Source organism: Heyndrickxia sp. FSL K6-6286, assembly GCF_038630395.1.
Lineage (GTDB): Bacteria > Bacillota > Bacilli > Bacillales > Bacillaceae_C > Heyndrickxia > Heyndrickxia oleronia.
In genome coordinates this window covers 969,469-992,201 of sequence record NZ_CP152029.1, presented here as the reverse complement: position 1 = coordinate 992,201, position 22,733 = coordinate 969,469, and the positions used below count along the sequence as shown (strand labels likewise).

The 22,733-nt window shown below is 35.0% G+C and carries 19 protein-coding genes; 4 read left to right on the top strand and 15 right to left on the bottom strand.

Annotated elements, in window-relative coordinates:
• Nucleotides 1-80: 80 nt before the first annotated feature.
• The gene (locus tag MHI39_RS05060; protein ID WP_259544790.1) at nucleotides 81-1,214 is read left to right on the top strand and encodes an IS110 family transposase; all 1,134 of its coding nucleotides are present in this window, start codon (nucleotides 81-83) and stop codon (nucleotides 1,212-1,214) included.
• A 121-nt stretch (nucleotides 1,215-1,335) separates the two neighbouring features.
• Here the strand turns inward: MHI39_RS05060 and MHI39_RS05055 are convergent, their stop codons facing one another.
• Nucleotides 1,336-1,722, bottom strand: coding sequence for an HTH domain-containing protein (locus MHI39_RS05055; RefSeq protein WP_342540824.1), 387 nt, complete (start codon nucleotides 1,720-1,722; stop codon nucleotides 1,336-1,338).
• A 489-nt stretch (nucleotides 1,723-2,211) separates the two neighbouring features.
• Here MHI39_RS05055 and MHI39_RS05050 point away from each other — a divergent pair, with 489 nt between their 5' ends.
• The gene (locus tag MHI39_RS05050) at nucleotides 2,212-2,577 is read left to right on the top strand and encodes a hypothetical protein (protein WP_058003447.1); all 366 of its coding nucleotides are present in this window, start codon (nucleotides 2,212-2,214) and stop codon (nucleotides 2,575-2,577) included.
• Between the two features lie 729 nt (nucleotides 2,578-3,306).
• Here the strand turns inward: MHI39_RS05050 and MHI39_RS05045 are convergent.
• The 12 genes from MHI39_RS05045 to MHI39_RS04990 all read right to left on the bottom strand — a co-directional run bounded on the left by MHI39_RS05045 (nucleotide 3,307) and on the right by MHI39_RS04990 (nucleotide 16,819).
• On the bottom strand, nucleotides 3,307-3,642 hold the full coding sequence (locus MHI39_RS05045; protein WP_058003445.1) for a rhodanese-like domain-containing protein: 336 nt from the start codon (nucleotides 3,640-3,642) through the stop codon (nucleotides 3,307-3,309).
• Between the two features lie 54 nt (nucleotides 3,643-3,696).
• Nucleotides 3,697-4,440: an ABC transporter ATP-binding protein gene (locus MHI39_RS05040; RefSeq protein ID WP_278890439.1), complete on the bottom strand. Its 744-nt coding sequence runs from the start codon at nucleotides 4,438-4,440 to the stop codon at nucleotides 3,697-3,699.
• Complete coding sequence (locus MHI39_RS05035; RefSeq protein ID WP_342540823.1) at nucleotides 4,419-5,564, bottom strand: ABC transporter permease; 1,146 nt, start codon at nucleotides 5,562-5,564, stop codon at nucleotides 4,419-4,421. Before MHI39_RS05035 ends, MHI39_RS05040 begins: the two co-directional genes overlap by 22 nt.
• 2 nt (nucleotides 5,565-5,566) lie before the next feature.
• Nucleotides 5,567-6,775, bottom strand: coding sequence for an ABC transporter permease (locus tag MHI39_RS05030; RefSeq protein WP_278890441.1), 1,209 nt, complete (start codon nucleotides 6,773-6,775; stop codon nucleotides 5,567-5,569).
• An 88-nt stretch (nucleotides 6,776-6,863) separates the two neighbouring features.
• Entirely contained in the window at nucleotides 6,864-8,720 is a 1,857-nt protein-coding gene (locus tag MHI39_RS05025) for a zinc ribbon domain-containing protein (protein WP_259549090.1), read from the bottom strand.
• Between the two features lie 668 nt (nucleotides 8,721-9,388).
• The gene (locus MHI39_RS05020) at nucleotides 9,389-10,579 is read right to left on the bottom strand and encodes a WYL domain-containing protein (RefSeq protein WP_342540822.1); all 1,191 of its coding nucleotides are present in this window, start codon (nucleotides 10,577-10,579) and stop codon (nucleotides 9,389-9,391) included.
• Between the two features lie 133 nt (nucleotides 10,580-10,712).
• Nucleotides 10,713-12,026, bottom strand: a complete 1,314-nt coding sequence (locus MHI39_RS05015) for a F390 synthetase-related protein (protein ID WP_342540821.1) — start codon at nucleotides 12,024-12,026, stop codon at nucleotides 10,713-10,715.
• Nucleotides 12,027-12,052: 26 nt separating this feature from the next.
• Nucleotides 12,053-12,877: an SDR family oxidoreductase gene (locus MHI39_RS05010; RefSeq protein ID WP_342540820.1), complete on the bottom strand. Its 825-nt coding sequence runs from the start codon at nucleotides 12,875-12,877 to the stop codon at nucleotides 12,053-12,055.
• Nucleotides 12,856-13,710 carry an MBL fold metallo-hydrolase gene (locus tag MHI39_RS05005; protein ID WP_259549087.1) on the bottom strand — a complete coding sequence of 285 codons (855 nt, stop codon included), beginning with the start codon at nucleotides 13,708-13,710 and terminating at the stop codon, nucleotides 12,856-12,858. The genes MHI39_RS05010 and MHI39_RS05005 overlap by 22 nt, the downstream gene beginning before the upstream one ends.
• Nucleotides 13,703-14,695 (bottom strand): NAD-dependent epimerase/dehydratase family protein, encoded by a 993-nt coding sequence (locus MHI39_RS05000; protein ID WP_342540819.1) that lies wholly within the window; start codon nucleotides 14,693-14,695, stop codon nucleotides 13,703-13,705. The genes MHI39_RS05005 and MHI39_RS05000 overlap by 8 nt, the downstream gene beginning before the upstream one ends.
• Nucleotides 14,692-15,846 carry an ATP-grasp domain-containing protein gene (locus MHI39_RS04995; RefSeq protein WP_342540818.1) on the bottom strand — a complete coding sequence of 385 codons (1,155 nt, stop codon included), beginning with the start codon at nucleotides 15,844-15,846 and terminating at the stop codon, nucleotides 14,692-14,694. The genes MHI39_RS05000 and MHI39_RS04995 overlap by 4 nt, the downstream gene beginning before the upstream one ends.
• The gene (locus tag MHI39_RS04990) at nucleotides 15,836-16,819 is read right to left on the bottom strand and encodes a beta-ketoacyl-ACP synthase III (RefSeq protein ID WP_342540817.1); all 984 of its coding nucleotides are present in this window, start codon (nucleotides 16,817-16,819) and stop codon (nucleotides 15,836-15,838) included. The genes MHI39_RS04995 and MHI39_RS04990 overlap by 11 nt, the downstream gene beginning before the upstream one ends.
• A gap of 530 nt (nucleotides 16,820-17,349) precedes the next feature.
• Between MHI39_RS04990 and nagZ the strand changes: the two genes are divergently transcribed.
• Both nagZ and MHI39_RS04980 read left to right on the top strand, forming a co-directional pair.
• Nucleotides 17,350-18,435 carry a beta-N-acetylhexosaminidase gene (gene nagZ / locus MHI39_RS04985; protein ID WP_342540816.1) on the top strand — a complete coding sequence of 362 codons (1,086 nt, stop codon included), beginning with the start codon at nucleotides 17,350-17,352 and terminating at the stop codon, nucleotides 18,433-18,435.
• Between the two features lie 15 nt (nucleotides 18,436-18,450).
• Nucleotides 18,451-19,755: a serine hydrolase domain-containing protein gene (locus tag MHI39_RS04980; RefSeq protein WP_342540815.1), complete on the top strand. Its 1,305-nt coding sequence runs from the start codon at nucleotides 18,451-18,453 to the stop codon at nucleotides 19,753-19,755.
• 209 nt (nucleotides 19,756-19,964) lie between these two features.
• Here MHI39_RS04980 and MHI39_RS04975 read toward each other — a convergent pair whose 3' ends face one another.
• Nucleotides 19,965-20,669 (bottom strand): TerC family protein, encoded by a 705-nt coding sequence (locus MHI39_RS04975; RefSeq protein WP_342540814.1) that lies wholly within the window; start codon nucleotides 20,667-20,669, stop codon nucleotides 19,965-19,967.
• A gap of 287 nt (nucleotides 20,670-20,956) precedes the next feature.
• Nucleotides 20,957-22,690 (bottom strand): phospho-sugar mutase, encoded by a 1,734-nt coding sequence (locus MHI39_RS04970; RefSeq protein ID WP_342540813.1) that lies wholly within the window; start codon nucleotides 22,688-22,690, stop codon nucleotides 20,957-20,959.
• Nucleotides 22,691-22,733 lie beyond the last annotated feature (43 nt).

Sequence of the window (22,733 nt, the reverse complement as noted above, 5' to 3'; positions counted from 1 at the left end):
AGAGATGACTACGAACAGAAAAATGTTTAATTTCAAATTCATTCCACTGTTTGTGGAATATTTTCAGAAGGTGGAGTGAAATGGAAACATTGCACAAACGATGTGCAGGCCTAGATGTTCATTCGGAAACAATAGTTGCCTGTGTCATTCTTGGAGAATCAGAAACTGACTTGATTAAGGAGACCGAAACATTTCCTACTTTGACGAAGGATCTGTTTCATCTTCTTAAATGGCTTGAGGAGAAGGAAGTAACCCACATCGCAATGGAAAGTACAGGCGTCTACTGGAAACCTGTATACAATATCTTGGAGGATTTCTTTGATATTACTTTGGCAAATGCTCAAAGGATTAAAAATGTCCCTGGAAGGAAAACAGATGTTTCGGATGCTGAATGGATTGCTAAATTATTAAGACATGGCTTAATAGAGAAAAGTTTTGTCCCTCCCGAAGACTTTCGAAATTTGAGAGATTTGACTCGCCTCAGAAAAAAATGGATTGGACACATGACATCCGAAAAAAACCGAATCCAAAAGGTACTAGAGTCCTCAAACATCAAATTAAGCACAGTTATTTCAGATATATTTGGAGTATCAGGACGAAAACTATTGGAACAACTGATGAATGAAGGTTATATCGATCAAGAAGATGTCGAACAAAAGATACATGGAAGAATGGCCCATAAAAAGCAATTGATTACCGACTCACTATTTGGAACATTAAATGATCACCAGCTATTTCTTATTAAGCAATCTTGGATGCACATTGTTAATTTAGAAGAATTAATATTAGATATCGAGAAAAGAATCGACGTCATTTTATCCAACTATCAGGAGGAAGTACAGCTTCTGGTTACAATGCCGGGAATTAAGAAAGACACGGCAGCTGTTATCATTGCGGAAATAGGAGTAGATATGGGACAATTTCCAACCTCCAAACATCTTGCATCATGGGCAGGATTGTCGCCCGGAAATCACGAAAGTGCTGGAAGGAAAAAAAACACTAAAACGGTTAAAGGAAATCCTCATATTAAATCTGCATTGTGTGAGGCTGCGTGGGCTGTTTCAAGAAGTCGGAATCAAAGATTAGGAATCAAATATTGGTCACTAGCTGCAAGAAGGGGAAAGAAAAAAGCACTCGTTGCCATCGGACATCGAATGCTAACTATTGTCTATCATATGCTTCAGAATAAGGAACCCTACCATGAGTCAACTTAAATTAGCATTATAGACAAACAACAGAAAAGTTAAACGAGAAACCGAAAAATTCGGTAGCTCTGCTTTCCTATTGCCCAAATTAAATTATTTATAGCTTGCACCATTTTAATCAAGTTTAAACTTAATAAATTATTCTTAAAGGCGGAGTTTTATTTTCACAGAAAAAGAGATAGAGAATCTTCTCAATCCGACGTTTTTGATCGGGATAGAAAGACCTATTGGTATGTTCCATCACAGTTTTATATAGCTGTATTCTTTCATTTTCATCACATTCGATCCAATACCCTTTGTTCGGCTGGGAAAAGAAGGAGACATTTTGATGCTGGAACCACTGACGAACTTGCTCTAAATCGGATTTAATCGTTCTCGTACTTACATTCAAGTCTGTCGATAAATCCTTCGTTCTAAGTGATTTTTCCGCTTCCAATAGCTTCATTACTATTTGAGCCGATCTAGTTGTTAACATACTTATCACCACACTACTAGTAGTCATAGCTCGGATATCCATAATTAAATTATAGCCTCCACCTGCAAGCGTTTACAGACCAATTTCATTCACTAATAATAGTGAAATAGTTTGATCATTCAAATGACTGAATCAGATTTTTTGAACTTATAATAAGGGAAATAGTTGAATGGCTGTTGAGTTGGAAGATTACTTCTGGGGAAAATATATGGACGTTACACACTGGGAAAATAAAATCTCGTTTCATATTCGATGCTTAAAGTAAGCAAGGAGATAAAAAATAAAGAGTGCCCGTTACCCTTTATTTGGAAGAAAAATAGGAAAATCCTTGGTTATATGGATGAATCAGTTAAGTTATAATTATAAATAATTGAAAATTGCTTCTTAATGAAAAAGGATCTTTTCTATTACTTTGTTGTTATTTCACATGAAGTTATAAAAAAGAGCTACATCTTAATGAGAAACTCCTTCATAAATTCCAAGTTTTTTAGTTTACACGCTTACAAAATAAGTTGAAAAAGGTGAAATTATTTGGACATCCAGGAATTAGGACAAAAAATCAATCAATGTACGGAAGATCTCGATTTCCTTTCTGCCCGAAGATACATTGAGGAAAATTTAACTATTTTAGAAGATCATAAATATTTATTGAAAAGCAATGCACGAGAAATATTTAACTTTGTTAAAGAAAGACTTGAATCTGGCTACCCACCTCTTACAAAGCAGGAAAAGGCAGTTATTAACTCCATCAATACATATGCTTACAATTTTGACTTAAGAGGAATTAAACTAGTATTAAAAAGTAAAGCCAAACTATTCCTAAGAGAAGATATTATTAGCTATCTTAATGAAGACGCAAGGAATCTTTTAAAAAGTATGGGTGCAATAAACGAGTAACAAACAAGAACGACTCTATAATTATATCAATACATGCGTGATCTAATTGCTTCTAATAACCGGGCAACTCTTTTCTTTTCACTTGGTTCTGCACGGAAATGCAGATTTTCTCTTTCTTGATTTTCCAGGTGATAATTCAAATTTCAAACGACCTTTAAGGTATACCTAACTGCCTTTAGCAGTTGTCCAATAGGCAGATGATTTTAAGTCATTTACCTATTGGACAATGTCTCTTTAATAAAATTAATGCTCATAAATAATTAATCATAAGAAATATGGTAAATAATATAAGAAGCTTATTAAAATTCCTAAAATGCAAAATGAATATATTCCTATATAAAAAGGACTTAACCTTACTTTAAATACTGTCACATTGTACTGTACTCCACCATAATACTTATCTAAAACTTCTTGTTGATTAAGTGAGTAATTTCTAAAATAATTATATATCCACGTTATATCGATTAGTAAAAAACTTACGACAAAAAGTGTATCGATAAAATCATATTTATATAAAAAGGATATAGCTAAAACAATTATTAACTGGACTATGATTGTTGTTCCCACTATTAAACTTTTACCTTTTTTAGTACTAATCATTTTTATATAATTTTTTTCTAATTTACTAAATAAATATCCCCAAATAAAGGCAAAACATATCACTATTGAAATTAGAATTATTGTAACTATTACTCGTTTATAGAACTCCATTTCAATACCTCTTTTATTTTAGATATTTTCCCTCTTCAGATACTCCTTCCATGCTGTCAAACCGCCTTCTAACACCCGTACATTATAATCGTGCTCTGCTAATATTTTTGCACATTTCATTGCGGAGTTACCGGTAGTACAAGTAACGATGATTTCTTCACTTTTAGAAAGAACTTCGTTAATACTATCTTCCGATTCTTCGAAATTAAAGATGCTTGTTTTTGGAATATTATAAGAGTCTTCTATATGATCATTTATAAACTTTTCCTGTGCTCTTACGTCTAAAACAAACAATTTATCATTTCTTTTCTTTTTTTCATCTAATTGTTTCGGTGTAATCTTTTTTATTTCCAATAGGATACCCCTTTCTATTAATACTCTATCAAAATTATAACACGCGGTTATTTTCTATTCATTTAATAATCGATACATTACTTGTTCATCTGTCTGTAATGGAGTTTGTTCTTTCATCATGTCTTTGGCATCATTAATGGTTCCGATAAAATGGATCTTACCTTGTTTTAACACACCAATCCGATCACAAAGAAAAAGAATTTCACTCATATCGTGTGTCGTATAAACAATCGTTTTTCCCTTTTCCGAAAGCTTCTTTATATATTGATTGATTTCCAATTTCGATTGAAGATCAATACCAACCGTTGGTTCATCCATTAATAAAACATCAGGATCATGGATAAGTGCAACAGCAATATTTAGTTTACGCTTCATCCCACCCGATAGCTTTGATACCTTTTCTGTCCATTTTTCCTCTAAGTGAACGGTTTGACAAATCTCAAATAATTTCTTATTTGATACCTTACCTTTTGTAAATTTACTCCAAAAAACTAAGTTCTCTTTGACAGTCATATCTTCCCAAAGTGAAATATCTTGTGGAACATACCCAATTAGTTGCCTCGCTTGTTTTTTTTGCTTAACTAAATCTAATTGTTTCACCGTCACAGAGCCAGTCGATGGCTGAGAAATAGTTGCTAAAATGGAAAGCAAGGTTGATTTTCCTGCCCCATTCGGACCTAATAATCCAAACACCTCTCCCTTTTTAATTTCCAATGATATATCCTGTAAAATCGCTTTTTTCCCAAATTGCTTTGATATTCTTGAAATAGTTATCATTAGACTTTCTTTAACCTCCATATCGCCATCGCCCATAGGATGACACTCACTAATATTAAGAAAACGGAATAGTTAACTGCGGATGCGGAATCTAAAATAAAGAAGCTTTGCGGCATCCAATAAGATAAAGTCGCAAGCGATGGAGTAATGTCTCCAATCGGAAAAAAGCTCCCCCCGATAATCCCTATCAAAAAGGTTATGAAAAATCCAGCAATATAGTATGTCCCTAGATGAGAGATAAAACTAGCTACACCTGAACATAAAGCTATACAAAAGATTATAAAAAGGACCATCAATATAAACATTCTTATGCTAGACTCAATCATATGAAAGTGAACCAATAGGAAATAGCTGATAGTTAATTGAATGATATGAAAAAATAGATTGGCACCTGAGCTTTGCAGCAAATACCCCATTAATCCTTTATTCATCGTTTGGATCCGTGGAAAGATCTTTTTCCGCTCCTTTACGATCCAATCTGAAGTGAAGAAACAAGCAAGCATAGTAAAAAAACTCCAAAGTCCTAAAAATGAGGTAAAATCAATGTTTTCTTTGCTTTCTTTAGCCTTCTTATCTCCATTATTACTATAGTCGATTGTCATTAAAGGCTCTGGTTCCCATTGCTTATCTGTATATTCATAAGCTTCATTCCATAATTGGTTCGATTCTCTAAGCTTTCCAAACCTTTTCTCCATTAACTTTACTACACGATTTGATGCTTTAATGGTGGTCGTCAACCGGGTTATCTTGCTTGCTACAAGCTCCCTTACTACTCCTGTAGCTAAAGAAGTGGGGGATGTCCATAGCTCAATTGTTTCTTCCCATTCTTCATCCATTAACCGTTCTTGAAAATCTCTCTTTATGTAAAAAACACTGTCAACATCATTCCGTACAAGTAGTTTTTCTGCATTACTAGCTGTTGTCTCACGTACAACTAATCTTGGTTCATTCTTCAATTCTTTAACCACTGTCTTTGAAAAATTATGTTGGTCTTCATTCACAACTGCAATTGGGATAACTAATTCTTGCTGCTGTTTCTCAAAAAGAAAACCGAAGAAAAATGTAGCAGCAATAGGAAAAAGAAAGAAGAACATCATCCATGGCTTATAAAATATATACTTTACTTTCTGAATTAGAATTCCCATTCTTAAAGGAACCTCCTTTTCCTGGCATTAAGCAAAATGGAAATGAATAGAAATCCACAGGATGATAGGAGTAGAAGCTTAAATGAATGACTCAAAGAGGACGTCCATTCCCCATGGAAAATTTCAAGCATAAAGGTAAGTGCCCATGCATTCACCGAGTAACTACTCATTTGCTCCAACCAAGATGGATAATATGCGGTCGGAATAAGATGTCCACCAACAATGGCTCCAACTAATATGAAAATAACTCCCATAAGTAGAAACACTTTTTCCCTTTGGAAAAGGGATTCTAGCATGAGGAAGAACAAGGAAAAGACCAATGAGATCAGTACCGATCCAAAAACAAACGACCAAGGTGCTAATTCCATCCAAATGATCAATGGAATTCCTATGATTAAAGAACAACCCATTACCAATAGAAATAGAGCAACAAATTTAGCTGCAATAATATGGATTGGTGTAATACCGTATGACAATAATCGCAAACTCACCGATTGATTAATTCGTGATGTAAGTAATAATTGACCACAAAATCCCCAAATCATTAATAATAAAATAAAAAAGGAAATGGCGTAGTATTGTAGAATGTCTTCCTGAAACAATGATGCTTTTTTCACCTCTTCAAACACCTGGCCACGTCCTAATACATGTAGTGCATAGGTTACTATATTTTTTCGGAGTTCTTTTTTTCTTACATCTTTAGGAAAATCATTTTCTACCATAAAATCATTGACCGTATTGATTCCACTTTGCGCTGCAGATGTAAGGTCGGCCGCACTTTTCAGTAAGTAGTGGATTAATTGTGATTGCAATGGACGCCTTTGATTCCCAATTACTTGAACGGGGGTATTCTCTCCATGAGCAACATTCCCACTAAACCCCTTGGGTATATGAATAACTCCCGCTATTTCATTCTTATTTAGCAGCTCATCAGCATGGGTTTGGTTCGTTTGAATCGTTTCCATTAGTTGATTTAAATGATCATTGTCTGTGAGCTGCTTAATAACCATTTTTGTTTCAAGGGTAGGATCCTCGTTAACAATTGCGACCTGAAATGGTTGTACACGGGATTCTTGTTGAAACAATTGACTACCAATTAAACCAATACCTGAAATAAATAAAATAGGAATAAAAATAATAGCAAAGATTACTTTTTTAGTACTAAATAAAGCTTTTACATAGAAAGATAGGAATATAGTAAATTTCCCCATGCTTGCTCACACCCCCCTATTGAAATTATTTAGGTTCAAAAACATTTCAGGCACCACCCAATAATTGGATGGTGCCCTAAAAGCTTACTTAAATCCCGGAGTACTCTTCATCTTCTAGATAATACTCATCATCCATTGGTCCAGTGAACATGTCTTGAAGTCCCAAACTTTCCACTAAACCTTGAATATTAACCATAACTTTTTCCTGAATATCCATCATTTGTTCCGGAGTGATTTTAGTGATATTAATTCCATTTTGATCGGCTTTTGGAATCGTTAGACTATCTTTTAATTTTGTTTCAGAATCAACCTTTAATGAGACGGATCCTCCCATTCCTTCTGCCTTTACATTTAATTTAATATCCATTGCATCTTTTTGATAGTTTTTCTTTATATTCACGTCATTTGTTTGATTTATTGTTCCACTCAAATCAAAATCTGATGGAATTTCAACAAAATTTGGTCCTGAAAACCCGATGTTGAAATCTCTTTTTACTTGATGCTTTTCATTCATCTTTCCGTCATAATTCGAATTCATCGTAAATTTAATTGTCCCTGACTCTTCTCCAGGATCTGAAACAGAAAGTTCAGCAGACAATTTTTCTTTACGCTGCTCTTTTTTCTTTTCATCAATATCATTATTTACTTTAATTGAAACTTCTTCTTTTGAATTATAATCATTCATAAGTAAATGAAACTCTTTAAATTGTTTCTTATCGCCATAAGGAACATTTTTCGTGGAGATAGTTAATTTAACTGGCTCTTCTCCCTTTTCTGTTCCCATTGTCATTTTACGATCAACCACTTGCTCTTTATCATTGATTAGTAGAACCGACTTAATTCCACCTTTAACCTCTTTATCTTTTAAATCATCCTTAATATCATCAATTGCACGATTCATTTCCTTTTTGAACCATGCTCCATCCATCTTTTCTCCATTTACTTCACTAGCCATCGCTTGTGTTTTTGTTAATTCGACAAAGCGCTTAGCAAGCATATCTTGGAATTTTTTATCTGCCTTTAAATGATCTAATAAATTGGTCAGAACAGTAGTAGCTTCTTTTGGTGACATATCTAATGTTACTTGACGTAACTTTAATGTCTCCCCTTTAAACTTATATTCTACTCCTTTTTTTAAAGTAAAATATTCATCTTTTAATTGGTCATTAAGGAATTTTCCATATCTTGTTGCTAAATATTTCTTTTCACTATCCGTAAATTCAATATCCTTTAAACTAGTATTGGATAGATCAAGTGTATCTGGACCATTGTAATAAGGATCACTCATACGCATAAAGTCGCCAAATTCATTCGTATTTAAATAGAATGCTTTATCATATAGTGTAGGTACTTTTAGCCCTAACTGTTCTTTTGATTGGAAAACTTCAACATCAAGTGCCTTTTCCTTATCTAGATTTAAAGAAAGCGTATGGTGTCCTGCTTCCTTTTTTGGATCTTGGTCACTTTTTACTGCAATAGATACGCCATTTAAAATTTCTTGTACCATTTCAATTTCAGGAGTCATTAGCGCATCATCAAGTTTAAAGTTTCCACTTATATTTACCGTTGAACTTGATGGTTTTTCTAGCATATCCTTTTGAAAGGCAATACTGTTCCCATAATTTTCATCAATTTCTTTCGTCATATTTTTGAAAGAATTATATTCTGATAGTAAATAAAGTTCCTTAGGTGATTTTTTGAATACAAAGGCGGAAACAGTCCCCGCACCAATCAATAAGATGGCTGCCAAAATAGCGATGACTTTTCCTTTAAATGGTTTTCTAGCAGGTTGCTTTTCCGGTTCATCAAGAGGTATATGTGCCTCAAGAGCCGCAGATGCTTCTTGCATAGAATCCTGGTTTCCTCCCCCTACAGAAGAACCACATGATGGACAAAATTTGGAATTCTCTTTTAATTGCCCACCACATTTTGAGCATAAATTCATACTTTTTTCCCCTTTTCATTTTTTATTACACATGCTTTATACATAATAATCATAAATAACCTACAGTTCTATATATTCGACAAAAGTAGACAATAACTCATCCTTTCACCCTATGCTAAAATAAGGAAAATAGTGTAAAGTACCTATTACACCTCCGTTTTTCAAATAGGTAAAATTACCTAAAAAGGTTTTCTTACAAAAAAATAAGGTTAAACATTAAGCAAACTATCCGGCATTACCTTTATATGTATAGAACAATTAAGTTAATTATGATTATTTATATATATAATTTGGAATCTTTTTGAATGCTATGGAGTAGATTCATCTTTAAAGGAGATTAGCCGATGCGTGATTTTACCCTTGATTGAGAGGAAATGTTATAAGGGGGGCTCATTACAATTTTAACCAAGCAGATAGATGGAGTACATTTTTATCGGACAAGGGGCTTTCAAACCCACATGTCCATTTTGTTTTCGTATAGTTGTTGCCTTTGTAAAGCCTTACTGCTAGCTATAAAGAGCGCTTAACTCCTGTGAAGCTATTTTCAGTGAAATGAAGAGACTTGTCCTTCTTCGACCTATTTTTCTTAGGTAAAACTTTAGCTAAAATAGCAACCTTGTTTGTGAAAAGGGAATTTTATAGTTATACGTCCAAAAAAGCCGTAAATATCATGCACCTTCATTGTATACATTGAGCATATTCTGTAAGAGAGTCTTCATTTGATTTCTAAAATCTTCAGGACCAATGATCTCCACTACTTCTTTTTGGGATAATATCCACACTAGGATTTTGTCTGTGTCTTTTACTTCTATTTCATACGTTGCCCACGCATTTTCCACTTTTATTTGTTTCGAGTTTGGAAATTCTCTTAGTAGGCTCTCCATTAGAACAGATTGAATTTTTAAGGTGACCATTTCTTTGTGTTTAGAAGATGGAATGAATATTTCTGTTGATTGAGGGTTTTCTATTTCATCTATCATGATGCTCTTTCTACTAATTCGAAGATTTTGTATATGCTCTAGTTTGAAATTTCTTTTTCCATTATTAACACCTTCGAGCATTTCCCCAATAAGATAATAGCTGCCCTCATGAAAATGGATCGAATGAGGTTTTAGAAGACGAACCTTCAACGAAGCATTATCGCTCTTATATATAAAAGATAATCCTTTTCTTTCGTCAATTGCCCGAAAAATTACTTCAACATTCGGTAAAAGATCTTTTACATTCGTTTCTTTGCAACAAATATCAAAATCATGAAATAATTTACTTAACTGTAGCTGAGCTTCATCTGATAATTGTTGGACTAATTTTTTTTCTAATGACTTTATCTCTTTATAACTAAAACTGTTACTTTGGTAAATGTTTAATAGTAGAAGAATCGTTTCAGAATAGGATAATAGTTCAGATTTTCTTATTTTATACATTCCATTTTTTAAATGAATATCAAATTCTTCCAAAAAGTTTCTGATTAAATAGATGGATTTTTTAATCGTTGCTTCATGTACACCATATGTAATTGCTTCCTTTTCTATTGATATTTCTTCTCCTTTTAAAAGCCTATTACATAAATCTAAAAGACGTTCTTGTGAATTATAATGTGTATGGTCTCCAAGCTGAGCATCCATAATTTCCTTTACTAGTTTTTGATCGCCATCTATAATTTCCAATTTATGAAAAGTAGGAATTTTATTTTTCAGCTGCTTAATGATGTTTGAGAATCTATCAACGATTTTTCCTTGTTCTATGATTTCATTCTTCTCTTGAATTTCATACCAAAAACGGGAATTATATTGATTTTCCTCCTTATGGATGGTAATACTTTTTGTATTACTTACTTTTAGAAGTAAGGCTGTCCCCAAAATAACCCCTCCTTTTTCTAGGTAATTAGAACCAATCACTTATTATATCGGGAATTTAAAAGAAATTTTTAGTTTTTAATGTGGTTAAATTATTTATAAATAAAAAAAATGGAGCCTTCTGATACATTGCGTTTCAGATTGCCCCATGTCTTTCTACTCTTTTTAATTTTCTACCCTTTTCATTTGGTTGATACTTACTAAAACTAATAGTTGGGATTACGCTATTTTTTTCTTTTAAGAAGGACTGAATCCTATTTTCCACCTGCTCTTTCATATGCTCAGTAAGAGGTTCCATTTGAATTTCTAATTTACTATCTTGATATTGGATAACTCTATATTCCCTTACTTCAGGTGCTGATGTAATAATCCATCTCCGGACAAAGTCAGGGAAAATCGGTAAAGACCCACCATCATCTGTATTGAAATAAAAAATATCATCGCATCTTCCTTCAATTTGTTCAATGGCTAGATGTGGAGAGCCACATAAACATGGATCTTCTTTAATGGTTAAAATATCATTTAATCGATATCGAATAATAGGCTGTGCTTTGCGTTCAAAATCAGTAATGATCGGAGAGAATCTTTTCTTTTTCTCATCGATCCATTCTTTCTCAATGACAACAATATCTTCATTTAAGTGCAGGGTTCCGTATTTACAGGTTGCAGCAAGAAAACCCTCCGTACATTGATAGACCTGATGTATGATTTGATTAAACACCTTTTCAATATAGTGCTTGTCAATTGGATCTAAAACTTCAGCAACTGTAATTATTTTTTTCGGTTGTAAAACTAGCTCTCCTTGATCGACATACTCAGCTATCATACGCATCATTGAAGGGGGAGCGACTAGAATGGTAGGATTAAGCTGCTTTAATCTTTGAATAAGGGTCTTAATTTCCTCTAATAAATCAAAAAAGTGAAATTGAATTCTCCCCTCACTTACTGATTGATAAAGATTACTGTTTGCTCTTAAGAAAAAGGCAATGACTTCCCGAGATCGAATGGATTGAGGAAGTAATTTAGCTAATATCGTTCCTGCCCATGCATTTCTTTCCTTCTCAGAAACGATAAACAATCCTCTATTTCCAGAGGTTCCAGAAGAAAGACCAATTGTTACATCATTAATCATCGGATCGAAATCCCTTGTCTTCTCTGCCTCCAAAGCAACACGGAATGCTTCTTCTTTACCAATCCCCATTGTATTTAGATCATCAAAATGGTCCATCATTATCTCTTTGTCAATGGTGGGAAATGTAGTTAATACATCCATTGTCATTGTTGGAGGAATATTTTTTAATCTCTCTTGATAAAAGGTAGAATATTTACAAACATAACGTAAGTGCTTCGCTAACCTTTTCATCTGATACTTCTCAAGCTGATCTCTCGTCCTATACTTCAAGAAATACTTTGTTTTTACATATGCCAACAATATTGATAAAATTCTCAACAAAAGCATCTCCTTTGCTCAAACATTTATTTTAAACGGTTATGAACTACTTTTTCGATCCATTTCCAAGGAAATACTTTTTTCGACACATCTAATGTTTTTGCACCTTTTCCAATCGGGTACCGAAGTTTAGGGTGGCGTCTGTTACAGATTTGTACAATTAACTTTGCTACCTTTAATGGATCGTCTCCATTTTGATAGGATTGATTAGCATATTTGTAGATACTCCCAATCAAGGATGATTCCCTATCTATTTGAAAATTCTCCAGCCCCTTTTCCCATATTTTCGTTTTAAATGAGGCAGGTTGCACAATCGAGACATCTATCTGATCCTGTCGTAATTCTAAACGGAGACTCTCACTAAATCCCTCTAAAGCAAATTTAGAAGAACAGTAAGCAGACATTCCTGGCATTCCAATCATTCCGCTAACACTACTAATATTGATGATTTTAGCTCCTATACTTTTTTTCAATAAAGGCAAGAATGTTTGGGTGACACGAATGGCTCCAAAGACATTCGTCTCAAATTGACGAATATAATCCTCCACATGTAAATCCTCTATTAATCCACCTTCACAATACCCCGCATTATTTATTAAAATATGTAGATGAATATTTTGTTTTTTGAAAAAGTCCAAAGCTTGTTGCACCGATTTTTCGTCAGTGATATCCATTTGCAAAATATGGATTCGTTCCTGTGCTTGATAACGTTCCGCTTCTTCCATCAGCTGTGTTTGTTTTTCAACATTTCGCATCGATGCATAAATGGTATATCCACATTTCGCTAGTTCAAGTGCACTATACATCCCAAACCCGCTACTGCTTCCTGTTATGAGAACATTTTTTTCCATTGATCCTCTACCTCTCGACAATGTGATGGTACGATCCATACATCCTGGTTTTTCTTTGCAAAGTCATGTATATGAAGAAGAGATCGTTTAAACTCTTTGTAGTTATTGAGAACTAATCTCCCCAACCTTGTAGGCATCGAATTCTTTCTATAACCATCGGAATCCCATGCAGCATCCGCAATCAACCAAATTTTTCGATTCCTATATGACAGATACACTCCCATTTGTCCGTTCGCATGTCCTGAGAGATCTACTGATAGAAGGGAACCATCTCCGAACACATCAAAAACAGGCTCTCCAGGTTTCGCTAATCTCCAGGAGTTCTTTACTTTCTCTTGATAGGTGGGTCCTTCCTCTAAAAATTTCACTCTATCTAAGAAATCTTTAGGTAAGAAACCTGGAATAAAACCATTCCGAACCGCTTTCAATCCGACTAAATTTTTGACCGATTCATATGCTTTTTTCGAGCAAATGAATATCGCATTAGGAAAATCCTTTAAACCAGCAATATGGTCTCCGTGAAAATGCGTAATGAAAATATACCGAACATCAGATGCCTTCACCCCAAGGCGTTCTAATTGATGTTTTGCACTCTCATGATTAGAAAATGATAACGGGGTTATCTTTCGATAAAGTGAATATGGAAACGTCTTTGTCTCCTTAAAAAAATAATCACTATATCCCGTATCAATAAGAATATGACCTTTTTTGGAATGCTTTATATAAAAAAAGTGGGCAGGAAACTGAATGATTTTGAAGGGCTTCTCTCGATTTGTCCATTTCTCAACCTGCTTGCAAGCACCCCCTATTAACACATCAAATTGCTCAATCATGTTCTTCTTCCTTCCACCACTGACTAAAATATTCAATTCCTTCTTGAATACTTACCTTTGGTATATAGCCAAGCTCTCTTTTTGCTTTTTCTATATTAATTGTTTGACTTTTAGATAAAACAGTTATGGAATAATTTGTGATTTTAGGTTCTTGTCCTTTTTTAAATAAATGCGAGTGCCATTTTAAAAGCTTTGCTGCAATATTTGCAGTTGCCACATTGATCTTCTTCACTCTCAAGCGTTCGCCAAGTTCATCAAATAGCATATGAAGAACTTGATGTAGGTTCACCTTCTCGCCATTTGATATATTGTATTTCTGCCCCAATGTCCTTTCTGGTGAATCCATGCATAGCAACAATGCATCCACGACATTTTCCACATAGGTTAAATCAATCGCAACATTTTCATTAAAGACAGGGATAAATCCTTCTCTATTCACTTTGATCAATCGTGGAATAATAGACGTATCACCAGGGCCAAAAATAGCTCTAGGACGAATCGTTATGACAGGCAAGCCTTTTTTAAATGCTTCATCCACCTCTTTCTCTGCTAAAAATTTTGTTTCTGCATAATGATTAATAAATTTTTTAGGAAGTGCATCCTCTTCCTTTACGTCTAAACGCTCTTTATTTTTAAAATAAATGCTTGGGGTAGAAACATGAATCATCCTTTTCACGCGAGCACTCATTGCACCTTCGATAATATTCTTCGTTCCAATCACATTCGATGCATAAAAATTCTCATATTTTCCCCATGGTGCGGAAAGTGCTGCACAGTGAAAAATATAATCCATTCCTTGACAATGCTCGATCGTAGATTCCTTAATTGATAAATCATTATAAATGAAGCGAATCCCTTTTCCCGCTAATTCCTTTCCTTTCGCTTGATTTCTCCCCATCGCAGTTACATGATGCCCCATCTTTCCCAAACGAATGGCAAGCTTTTCACCGAGAAATCCTGTTCCACCTGTCACTAATATATTCATCCATTATCACCATCCCACGATATATCAAATGTTGTTGCATCAACTAGACTGATTCCTCTTTTTCTACGAATCTTGTTTAATTCTAGCAGGAAGCGGAATTGATAAAAAAAGGGGCCGATATCCCTTATATCAAACAATACATCTTTTGAAGTAACTAACATTCGAAAATACTCTCTTACCCCCGCTATTTTCATAAAGCTTATTACCGATAGTACCCAGGTTGGGTAAATGATCATCGTCCTATTTTTTACTGGAAAAACTAATTCCTGTCTCCTTCCTAAAAAACATTCAACTATATCAGTGCCACGAAACAAATGGATACCGCTTGTTAAACGAGGATTACATTCGATTGGATACACTTCTCCATCCTTCGTTTGAATAAAATCAAAAGCAATTTGACCCGAAAAATTTAGTTTCTTTACAAAAGCAGACACCCATGTTTCAATCGACTTGACCTGTTCACATTGGAATACAGTCGTTGCTCCCATACCCACCTTATAAATGGATGGATATGTGCAATGTGCCAAGATATTTCCTTGTTGAACAAATGAATAGGTACAATACTGCTTCCCTTCAATCAGCTCTTGAATAACCCAAGGATATTTCTCGCTTACAGAAACAGAGGTACCCTTATTATCAGGAAAAAACAATAGCTTTGAAGAGAATCTAGAAAAAACCGGCTTTGCAATATAGCTTTCATTTCCAAGCTTATTCAATTGATCATTCCATTGTTCCTGTGACTCTATTAAAAAGGTTTGTGGAACGTTTAAACCGAATTCCCTTGCCTTCTGTATAAACGTATATTTATTATGTAAAGCTAATAAAGTATCAAACGAGTCGGTCAACACCTTACACGATAATGGAAAGCGCTCCTTTTCCTTAGCAATAAAAAAGATCTCTTCACATGTAGGAATAAGCAGCTCAATCCCTTCTTTTTCAATAATCGTGATTAACTGTTCGATATAAAGAGCCAAATGAGTTTTTGGGCTAGCTACTAAGTGATATCCCGAAACAGCTTTACTTTTTTTAATCATGCAATGCTTTAGACTTTCAGCTATATGGACCTCTATTCCATAGCGTTCAAATAACCTTGCTAATTCAATCGTACTATAAGCACGCCCACCGGTAATAAGCACTTTTTTAATACTCAATGATCAATCCCCCGAGTGACAATCCTGCAGATGTTCCTAATAATAATACTTTTTGTCCCCTACGAATCTGATTATTTTGGATAGCATCATGCAATGCTAAGGGAATAGAAGCCGCAATCGTATTTCCATAATTCTTAATTACATTTACCATTTTCCTAGATTCAAAGCCTATTTTTCCAGCCAATATTCTCATCGCCATACCACTTGCTTGATGTGGTACTAACCAATCAATCTCCTCGGTTGAAAGGGATGCTTGATCAAGTAATTCATCCAGGAAACCATTAATCACCTTCGAGCTCAAGCGAAAAATAGCTTTCCCATCCATATCAAATAGAAAATCCTCTTTAACAGAATGATCATTCGGATGAAGATGAGTACCACCACCCCTAATCTCCGTGAATCTTGCACCTTCACTATGCGTATACATAAGGGAAGCTTGAATTTTTGATTCCTCTCCATCACTTGATCGTCGAATAACACAGGCAACCGCCGCATCGCTAAACAGAACATAACTCTCCTTTTGCATAGGATTGATGCCTATCGAAGCAATATCACTGGATACTAGTAATACATGACGATATTTTCCTGCGTCCACCAAATAACTCATTATATCCAATGCAGTGACAAAGCTTAAGCAAGTAGAATTGATGTCAAATGCTGGGATCGGTCGCTTTGGCTTCAACTTTTCGTGTATCAATGATGCTGTACAAGGAATTGGCTGCTCCATTGTTCCACTAGCCGACACAATACAATCAATTCCCTCCAATGTCAGCCCTGCATCTTCAAGTGCCAGTTGTGCAGCCTTTGCTCCCATTTCAGAGGCTGTTTCCCCATTTGCATAATATCTTTTATATACGCCTGACTTTTTCTCGGTCCAACCATCAGAAAGTCCCAATCTTTTATCAATGTCAGATGACAGAACCGCTTTTCCAGGCAAATATTTTCCCATGCCAATGATTTTGATCTTTCTCATTTGAATCCCCCCTGTTGTATGCTCACTAACCCATTATCTATTAATAGAATACGAATAGTATAAAATTTACAAACTATACAAAAATACCTTTTAATTATACCAAATTGATCCTTTTTCATTATTTATTTCGGGAATAATGAAACTTTGTGCCTATATGATTTTTATTACTATTATTAAAATTCAGAACCTATGATATTTTTCCGATAACATAGATATGTTATATTAGAGCCATTAGGAGATTTTCCCTTTATCATTTGAAAAAGCAAATAAATAAATGAGGTGAATCCATTGAAATTCAATAAGTGTAGTAACATAAATGAGTGTGAAGGAGATTGGGGTTTAGATAGGATTATTATTTACCGTCTAAATTCTAATTTTACGAAATGAGGACTAAAACTAAAAAAAGAAGGAAAGCGTGGTTACTCTCTCTCCTATGTGCACTATTTACCCTTGGAATCATCGGGGGGTATATCATATCTCAAAATCAAAATGAATCACCTAAAGCTACTGAAACAAAAGATTCCGGTACTGTGAAAAAGAATGAAAAGGCTTCAACGCCAACCCAAAAGTCAAACGACCCTATCGAAGAAAAGGTAGACCATTTATTAAAGCAAATGACACTTGAGGAAAAAGTCGGACAATTAGTTATTGTAGGGTTTCAAACGAAACAACCAGATTCCCTTATTACAGCAATGATTCGGGACTATCATGTAGGTGGGGTTATTCTCTATGATCGGAATATGGATTCCCCTAATCAGGTTACTCATTTAACGAGTGATTTACAACGATTGGCACTGGAAAACACCCACCAGATTCCATTAATTGTGAGCATTGATCAGGAAGGCGGACAAATTGTAAGAATGAGAGATCATGTTTCACCCATTCCATCCCAACAAGATTTAGCTAGAAATAAAAACTTAGAGACAGTATATAATACTGCTGTTCAAACAGGATCAGAACTAAAAGCAATGGGAATCAATGTGAATTATGCACCGGTTTTAGACTTGTCGAACCTAGATAGCCGCTCATTTGGGGAAGATCCTCAAAAAGCAAAGGAATTTGGTGAGAAAGTAATTGCTGGCTTTACGAAATCAGGAATCATTGCTACTTTAAAGCACTTTCCTGGAAATGGTCGAAGCAATATCGACCCTCATAAGGATACATCTGCCGTTCAAGCGAATCAGCTTGATCTTGAAAATAATGATATTTATCCATTTAAAAAGATTATTGAAGAAGTGAATCATCAGAATTTTTTTGTCATGGTTACTCATATTAAATATCCCGCTTACGATAAAGAAAATCCAGCTAGTCTTTCACCAATTATCATCCAGCAACTACTAAGAAACAAATTAGGCTATAAGGGAATTGTTGTAACTGACGACCTAGAAATGGGTGCGGTAAGTAAATATTATTCTTATAAAGAATTAGGATATTCTGCTGTAAAGGCAGGTGCTGACCTTTTGCTTGTATGCCATACATTTGATAGCCAAAAAGAAGTCATCAGCGGAATGATCGAAGCCGTTAAAACAAACAAACTTTCCAAAGATCGAATCAATGAATCGGTAAAAAGAATTTTAACCTATAAATTTTCTTCTACAATGATGGATGCACAATAGACAAGGAGGGATTTTATGAACTGGACAGTATTTGAAAATAAACTAAAAAAACGGATGGAAACCGACCATGTCCCAGGATGTGCAATTGCAGTTAGTAAAAAGGGAAAAATGATTTATCAAAAAGGATTCGGTGTTAAAAATCTAGAATCAGGTGATTCTGTAACTCCGAAAACCATTTTCGGCATCGCCTCCGTAACTAAGTCTTTTACAGCTTTAGCAATTATGAAGTTAGAAGAAGAAGGATTGCTATCGATTCATGATCCTGTCATTGATTACTTACCAGAATTACAAATATCATGTATTCAGCCAATCGATTCAATTAAAATTCATCATCTATTAACCCATTCAACTGGACTTGCCCCTATCAGGCGAAGAGAGGAACTTAACGACTTCCATCAACACTTAAACTACTTGGCAGAAACCAATCATGACATACTTGGTATGCCTGGTGAATTTATTTCCTATTGTAATGATACCTTCCTATTATTAGGCGCTATTATCGAGCGCCTTACAGGACGGTTATTTAGAAGGTATATGACAGAGGAAATTTTAGCCCCTCTCCATCTTCATCGTTCTACTTTTAGTATCGAAGAGCTGCAAAAACTTGAGGATGTTTCAACGCCATATGTTTTTAATGAAGAAAAGAGAGATTATGAGATTCATCCTTGGCCACCTCTAGGAAACTATGAAGTAGGAGGGGGCATTCGTTCTAATGTCGTTGATTTACTTAAATATGGCGAATTATTTCTCAACCAAGTTCCTCCAATCATTACGAAAAAACAACTAGATAAGATGTGGAAACCATATATGCCATTAAGTACAACTTCTTATTATGGATATGCATTAGAGGTCACTCCAAATTATCACGGGATGACCCTTGTAGAGCATGGTGGAGGACAGCCAGGAGTCTCTTCGCATTTTGGTTTTATCCCTGAGCAGGATTTAGTCGTGGCAATATTAACAAATGTTTCCGATGCATCTGTTAAGGATATTTGGATAGAGGCAGTCAATACAGCTTTAAATTTACCGATAGAAGAAAGAAGAACTACATACCCTTCCATAGAGTTATCTCAAGAGCAACAAAGAAGATTTCTAGGGACTTATCAATCAGAGGAAGGAACCTGTCTCCAAATAAATCTGGATACACAAGGTTTAAAAGCAAACATCGAAAACAAAGAATTCCTATTATATGCAAGTGATGAAAAAACACTCATCATTGCTGACATACATAGGCCGATTCGATTTCATATGAATCCTGAGGGAATTCCATGGGCAGCTTTTTTCGGTTTAAGAATGTTATTAAAACAATCGGTTAGTTAAACCTATTTTCCTGTCAGCAGACTCTAGAACCGCTTTATGTAACTAAAAGCACTTTTTCTGTGATCAAATGACCACGTTCCGCTATTGCATGAAAAAATGGGTATAAGTTTAGGGAAATATCAAACCCATTATCCTCGTTTCTCTTAAAAACAGGAAATATAAAATGCCTGGATTTCCAGGCATTTTTGTGTCAATATTCAGCTTAGTATTTAATGTGATTCAACTTTTCTAAATCCTTTTTCATCATACATTTCTTTTTCTTTTCGCTGTGTTGCCCGTTTTTGTTTAAGCTTTCCTGCCAAAATAACAGCAGCTATGACTAAAAGCTCAAATCCGTATTTAATCCATCCATTAGAAAAGTAGTCTGCTAGAAATGGCTCAGCTACAATCATTTTCGATGCAGTCCAAGCAAGGATTGCTGAACCAATGGTGACAATGATCGGGAACTTTTCAATCCATTTAATAATAATTGTACTCCCCCACATAACGACTGGAACTGATACTAAAAGTCCAATAATTACAAGTAACATATTCCCGTGGGAAGCACCAGCTACTGCTAAAACATTGTCTAATCCCATTAAAGCATCGGCAATAATAACCGTTCGGATAGCTGCCCAGAAACTACCTGCTGCCTGCACATCACCATGATCATTATCATCAACTAGTAATTTATAAGCAATAATCACTAATAAAAGACCACCTACTAAATGTAAGCCTGGAATATTTAATAACCAAACAACTGCGAGTGTTGCAATAATTCGAATGATGATCGCACCCACGGAACCCCAGATAATTACCTTTTTTTGCTGTGGCTTTGGTAAATTTCTTGCCGCAAGACCAATGAGGATTGCATTATCTCCAGCTAGAACTAGATCAATAACAATAATTGATAGAAGTGCTGTTAAAAATTCCATAAAACTCCTCCTGTTTTTAAAAGTTTCCTTGCTAAAAACTAAGCTTTTGCAAATAAAAAGAGACCTTTACCATTATGAGTAATAATGGTAAAGGTCTCGCTAAGCACAATGTTATGCCAACAAAGCCGATGGATGCGATCCATGTAATGACGACCTTGTTTCAGGTATGAAACCTGACGCTACTCCCCTTCACGGTGGAAGATATAGATTAATATATATTAATTATACATAGATTATAAGGGATTGTCTATTTCTTTTAACAAAAAAATTGAATAGAACATTCTGAATTACATTTTCTCTACTAATTGTAATACTGCTTCTTGAATTTGTTGATTTAAACATTGACTCTCCTTTAAAGATGATCCCTTTACTCCAAAATAAAATTTAGCTTTTGGTTCTGTCCCAGAAGGACGTATACAGAACCATGAGCCATCCTCCAATGTAAATTTCAGCACATTTGATTGTGGTAAAGTAATTTCTTTTACCTCCATTGTTTGGAGATTCCTGCTTTCACTAGAAAGATAATCCTCTACTTTAATCACATTTAAGCCAGCAATCTGTGCAGGTGGATTTTTACGAAAGGCATTTAATATTGCTGAGATTTTTTCCGTTCCTTTTTTCCCTTTTAAGGTTAGTGAATGTAAAGATTCTTTATAATAACCATATCTATCAAAAATCTCTAATAATCCATCATAAAGTGATTTACCTTGTGCTTTATAGTAGGCCGCGACCTCCGCAGCAAATACGGCGGATTGTACTGCATCCTTATCCCGAACAAAATCCCCTATTAAATAACCATAGCTTTCTTCATATCCAAAGAGGAAAGTATGCTCCTTCGTTTCTTCAAATTCCTTCATTTTTTCTCCAATAAATTTAAAGCCTGTCAATGTATCTATTGTCTGGATGCCAAAGGATTTTGCAATTTCGCGTCCAATATTTGAAGTTACAATGGTTTTAATGAATACTCCATTTTCAGGTAATATGCCATTCTCCTTCTTTTTCGTTAACAGATAATGAAGCATGAGTGCACCTGTTTGATTCCCAGTCAACACCTCATATTCCCCATCATGATTTTTTACGGCAATTCCTAAACGATCAGTATCAGGATCGGTTCCGAGTAAAAGATCAGCATCCATTTCTTTTCCATATTTGATAGCTAATTCAAAAGCTTCATGCTCTTCAGGGTTTGGAGAGGTTACCGTTGAAAAATTAGCATCTGGTAACTCCTGTTCTGTAACAACAGTAATATTTTGAAAGCCGAAAGCCTCAAGTCCTTTACGAACAGGAATGTTTCCTGTTCCATGTAATGGGGTATAAACAATTTTCAAAGTATCCGCTACAGATTGTATCAGTTTCTTATCCTGCTGAATACTTGTTAACGCATTTATATAAACATTGTCCACTTGTTTCCCTATGTATGTTAATAGATCTTTCTCTAGAAGTTCGGCCACATCTGCTACGTCAATCTCCAATTCATTCTCTATTTGATTGACATATTGAACTAACACGTCCGCCATTTGAGGAGGCATTTGTCCACCATCTGGACCATACACTTTAAAGCCATTATATTCTGGCGGATTATGGCTAGCAGTTATCATCACACCAGCAAACGCATACAAATATCTCACTGCGAATGAAAGTATCGGCGTTGGATGTAGCTCATTAAACAAATAAACTTTTATGCCATGATTCCCTATGGTTCTCGCTATCTCTAAAGCAAATTCAGGTGATCCGTGACGACAATCATAGGCAATCACCACACCACGTTGTTTAGCCAATTCACCCTGATCCTCGATATAACAGGCTAAACCCTCAGCTGCTTTTCGAACGGTATAAATATTCATACGATTCGTTCCTACTCCAAGCTCCCCGCGCATTCCACCTGTACCAAATTCAAGATTTTTGTAAAAACGATCCTCGAGCTCCCTGTCATTTCCCATCAATTGTACTAACTGCTCCTTCAATTTCCCATCTAGCCTTTCATCACTTAACCACTTCTCAACTGATCGTTCCCAGCCCATACCATATCCTCCATCCACCAAACATAATTATCTGTTATTTTAC

Excerpts from the sequence above, each read along its gene's own strand:
- MHI39_RS05060 (WP_259544790.1), top strand. The coding sequence starts at position 81 with ATGGAAACATTGCACAAACGATGTGCAGGCCTAGATGTTCATTCGGAA.
- MHI39_RS05055 (WP_342540824.1), bottom strand. The coding sequence starts at position 1,722 with ATGGATATCCGAGCTATGACTACTAGTAGTGTGGTGATAAGTATGTTA.
- MHI39_RS05040 (WP_278890439.1), bottom strand. The coding sequence starts at position 4,440 with ATGGAGGTTAAAGAAAGTCTAATGATAACTATTTCAAGAATATCAAAG.
- MHI39_RS05035 (WP_342540823.1), bottom strand. The coding sequence starts at position 5,564 with ATGGGAATTCTAATTCAGAAAGTAAAGTATATATTTTATAAGCCATGG.
- MHI39_RS05030 (WP_278890441.1), bottom strand. The coding sequence starts at position 6,775 with ATGGGGAAATTTACTATATTCCTATCTTTCTATGTAAAAGCTTTATTT.
- MHI39_RS05025 (WP_259549090.1), bottom strand. The coding sequence starts at position 8,720 with ATGAATTTATGCTCAAAATGTGGTGGGCAATTAAAAGAGAATTCCAAA.
- MHI39_RS05010 (WP_342540820.1), bottom strand. The coding sequence starts at position 12,877 with ATGGAAAAAAATGTTCTCATAACAGGAAGCAGTAGCGGGTTTGGGATG.
- MHI39_RS05005 (WP_259549087.1), bottom strand. The coding sequence starts at position 13,710 with ATGATTGAGCAATTTGATGTGTTAATAGGGGGTGCTTGCAAGCAGGTT.
- MHI39_RS05000 (WP_342540819.1), bottom strand. The coding sequence starts at position 14,695 with ATGAATATATTAGTGACAGGTGGAACAGGATTTCTCGGTGAAAAGCTT.
- MHI39_RS04990 (WP_342540817.1), bottom strand. The coding sequence starts at position 16,819 with ATGAGAAAGATCAAAATCATTGGCATGGGAAAATATTTGCCTGGAAAA.
- MHI39_RS04980 (WP_342540815.1), top strand. The coding sequence starts at position 18,451 with ATGAACTGGACAGTATTTGAAAATAAACTAAAAAAACGGATGGAAACC.
- MHI39_RS04975 (WP_342540814.1), bottom strand. The coding sequence starts at position 20,669 with ATGGAATTTTTAACAGCACTTCTATCAATTATTGTTATTGATCTAGTT.
- MHI39_RS04970 (WP_342540813.1), bottom strand. The coding sequence starts at position 22,690 with ATGGGCTGGGAACGATCAGTTGAGAAGTGGTTAAGTGATGAAAGGCTA.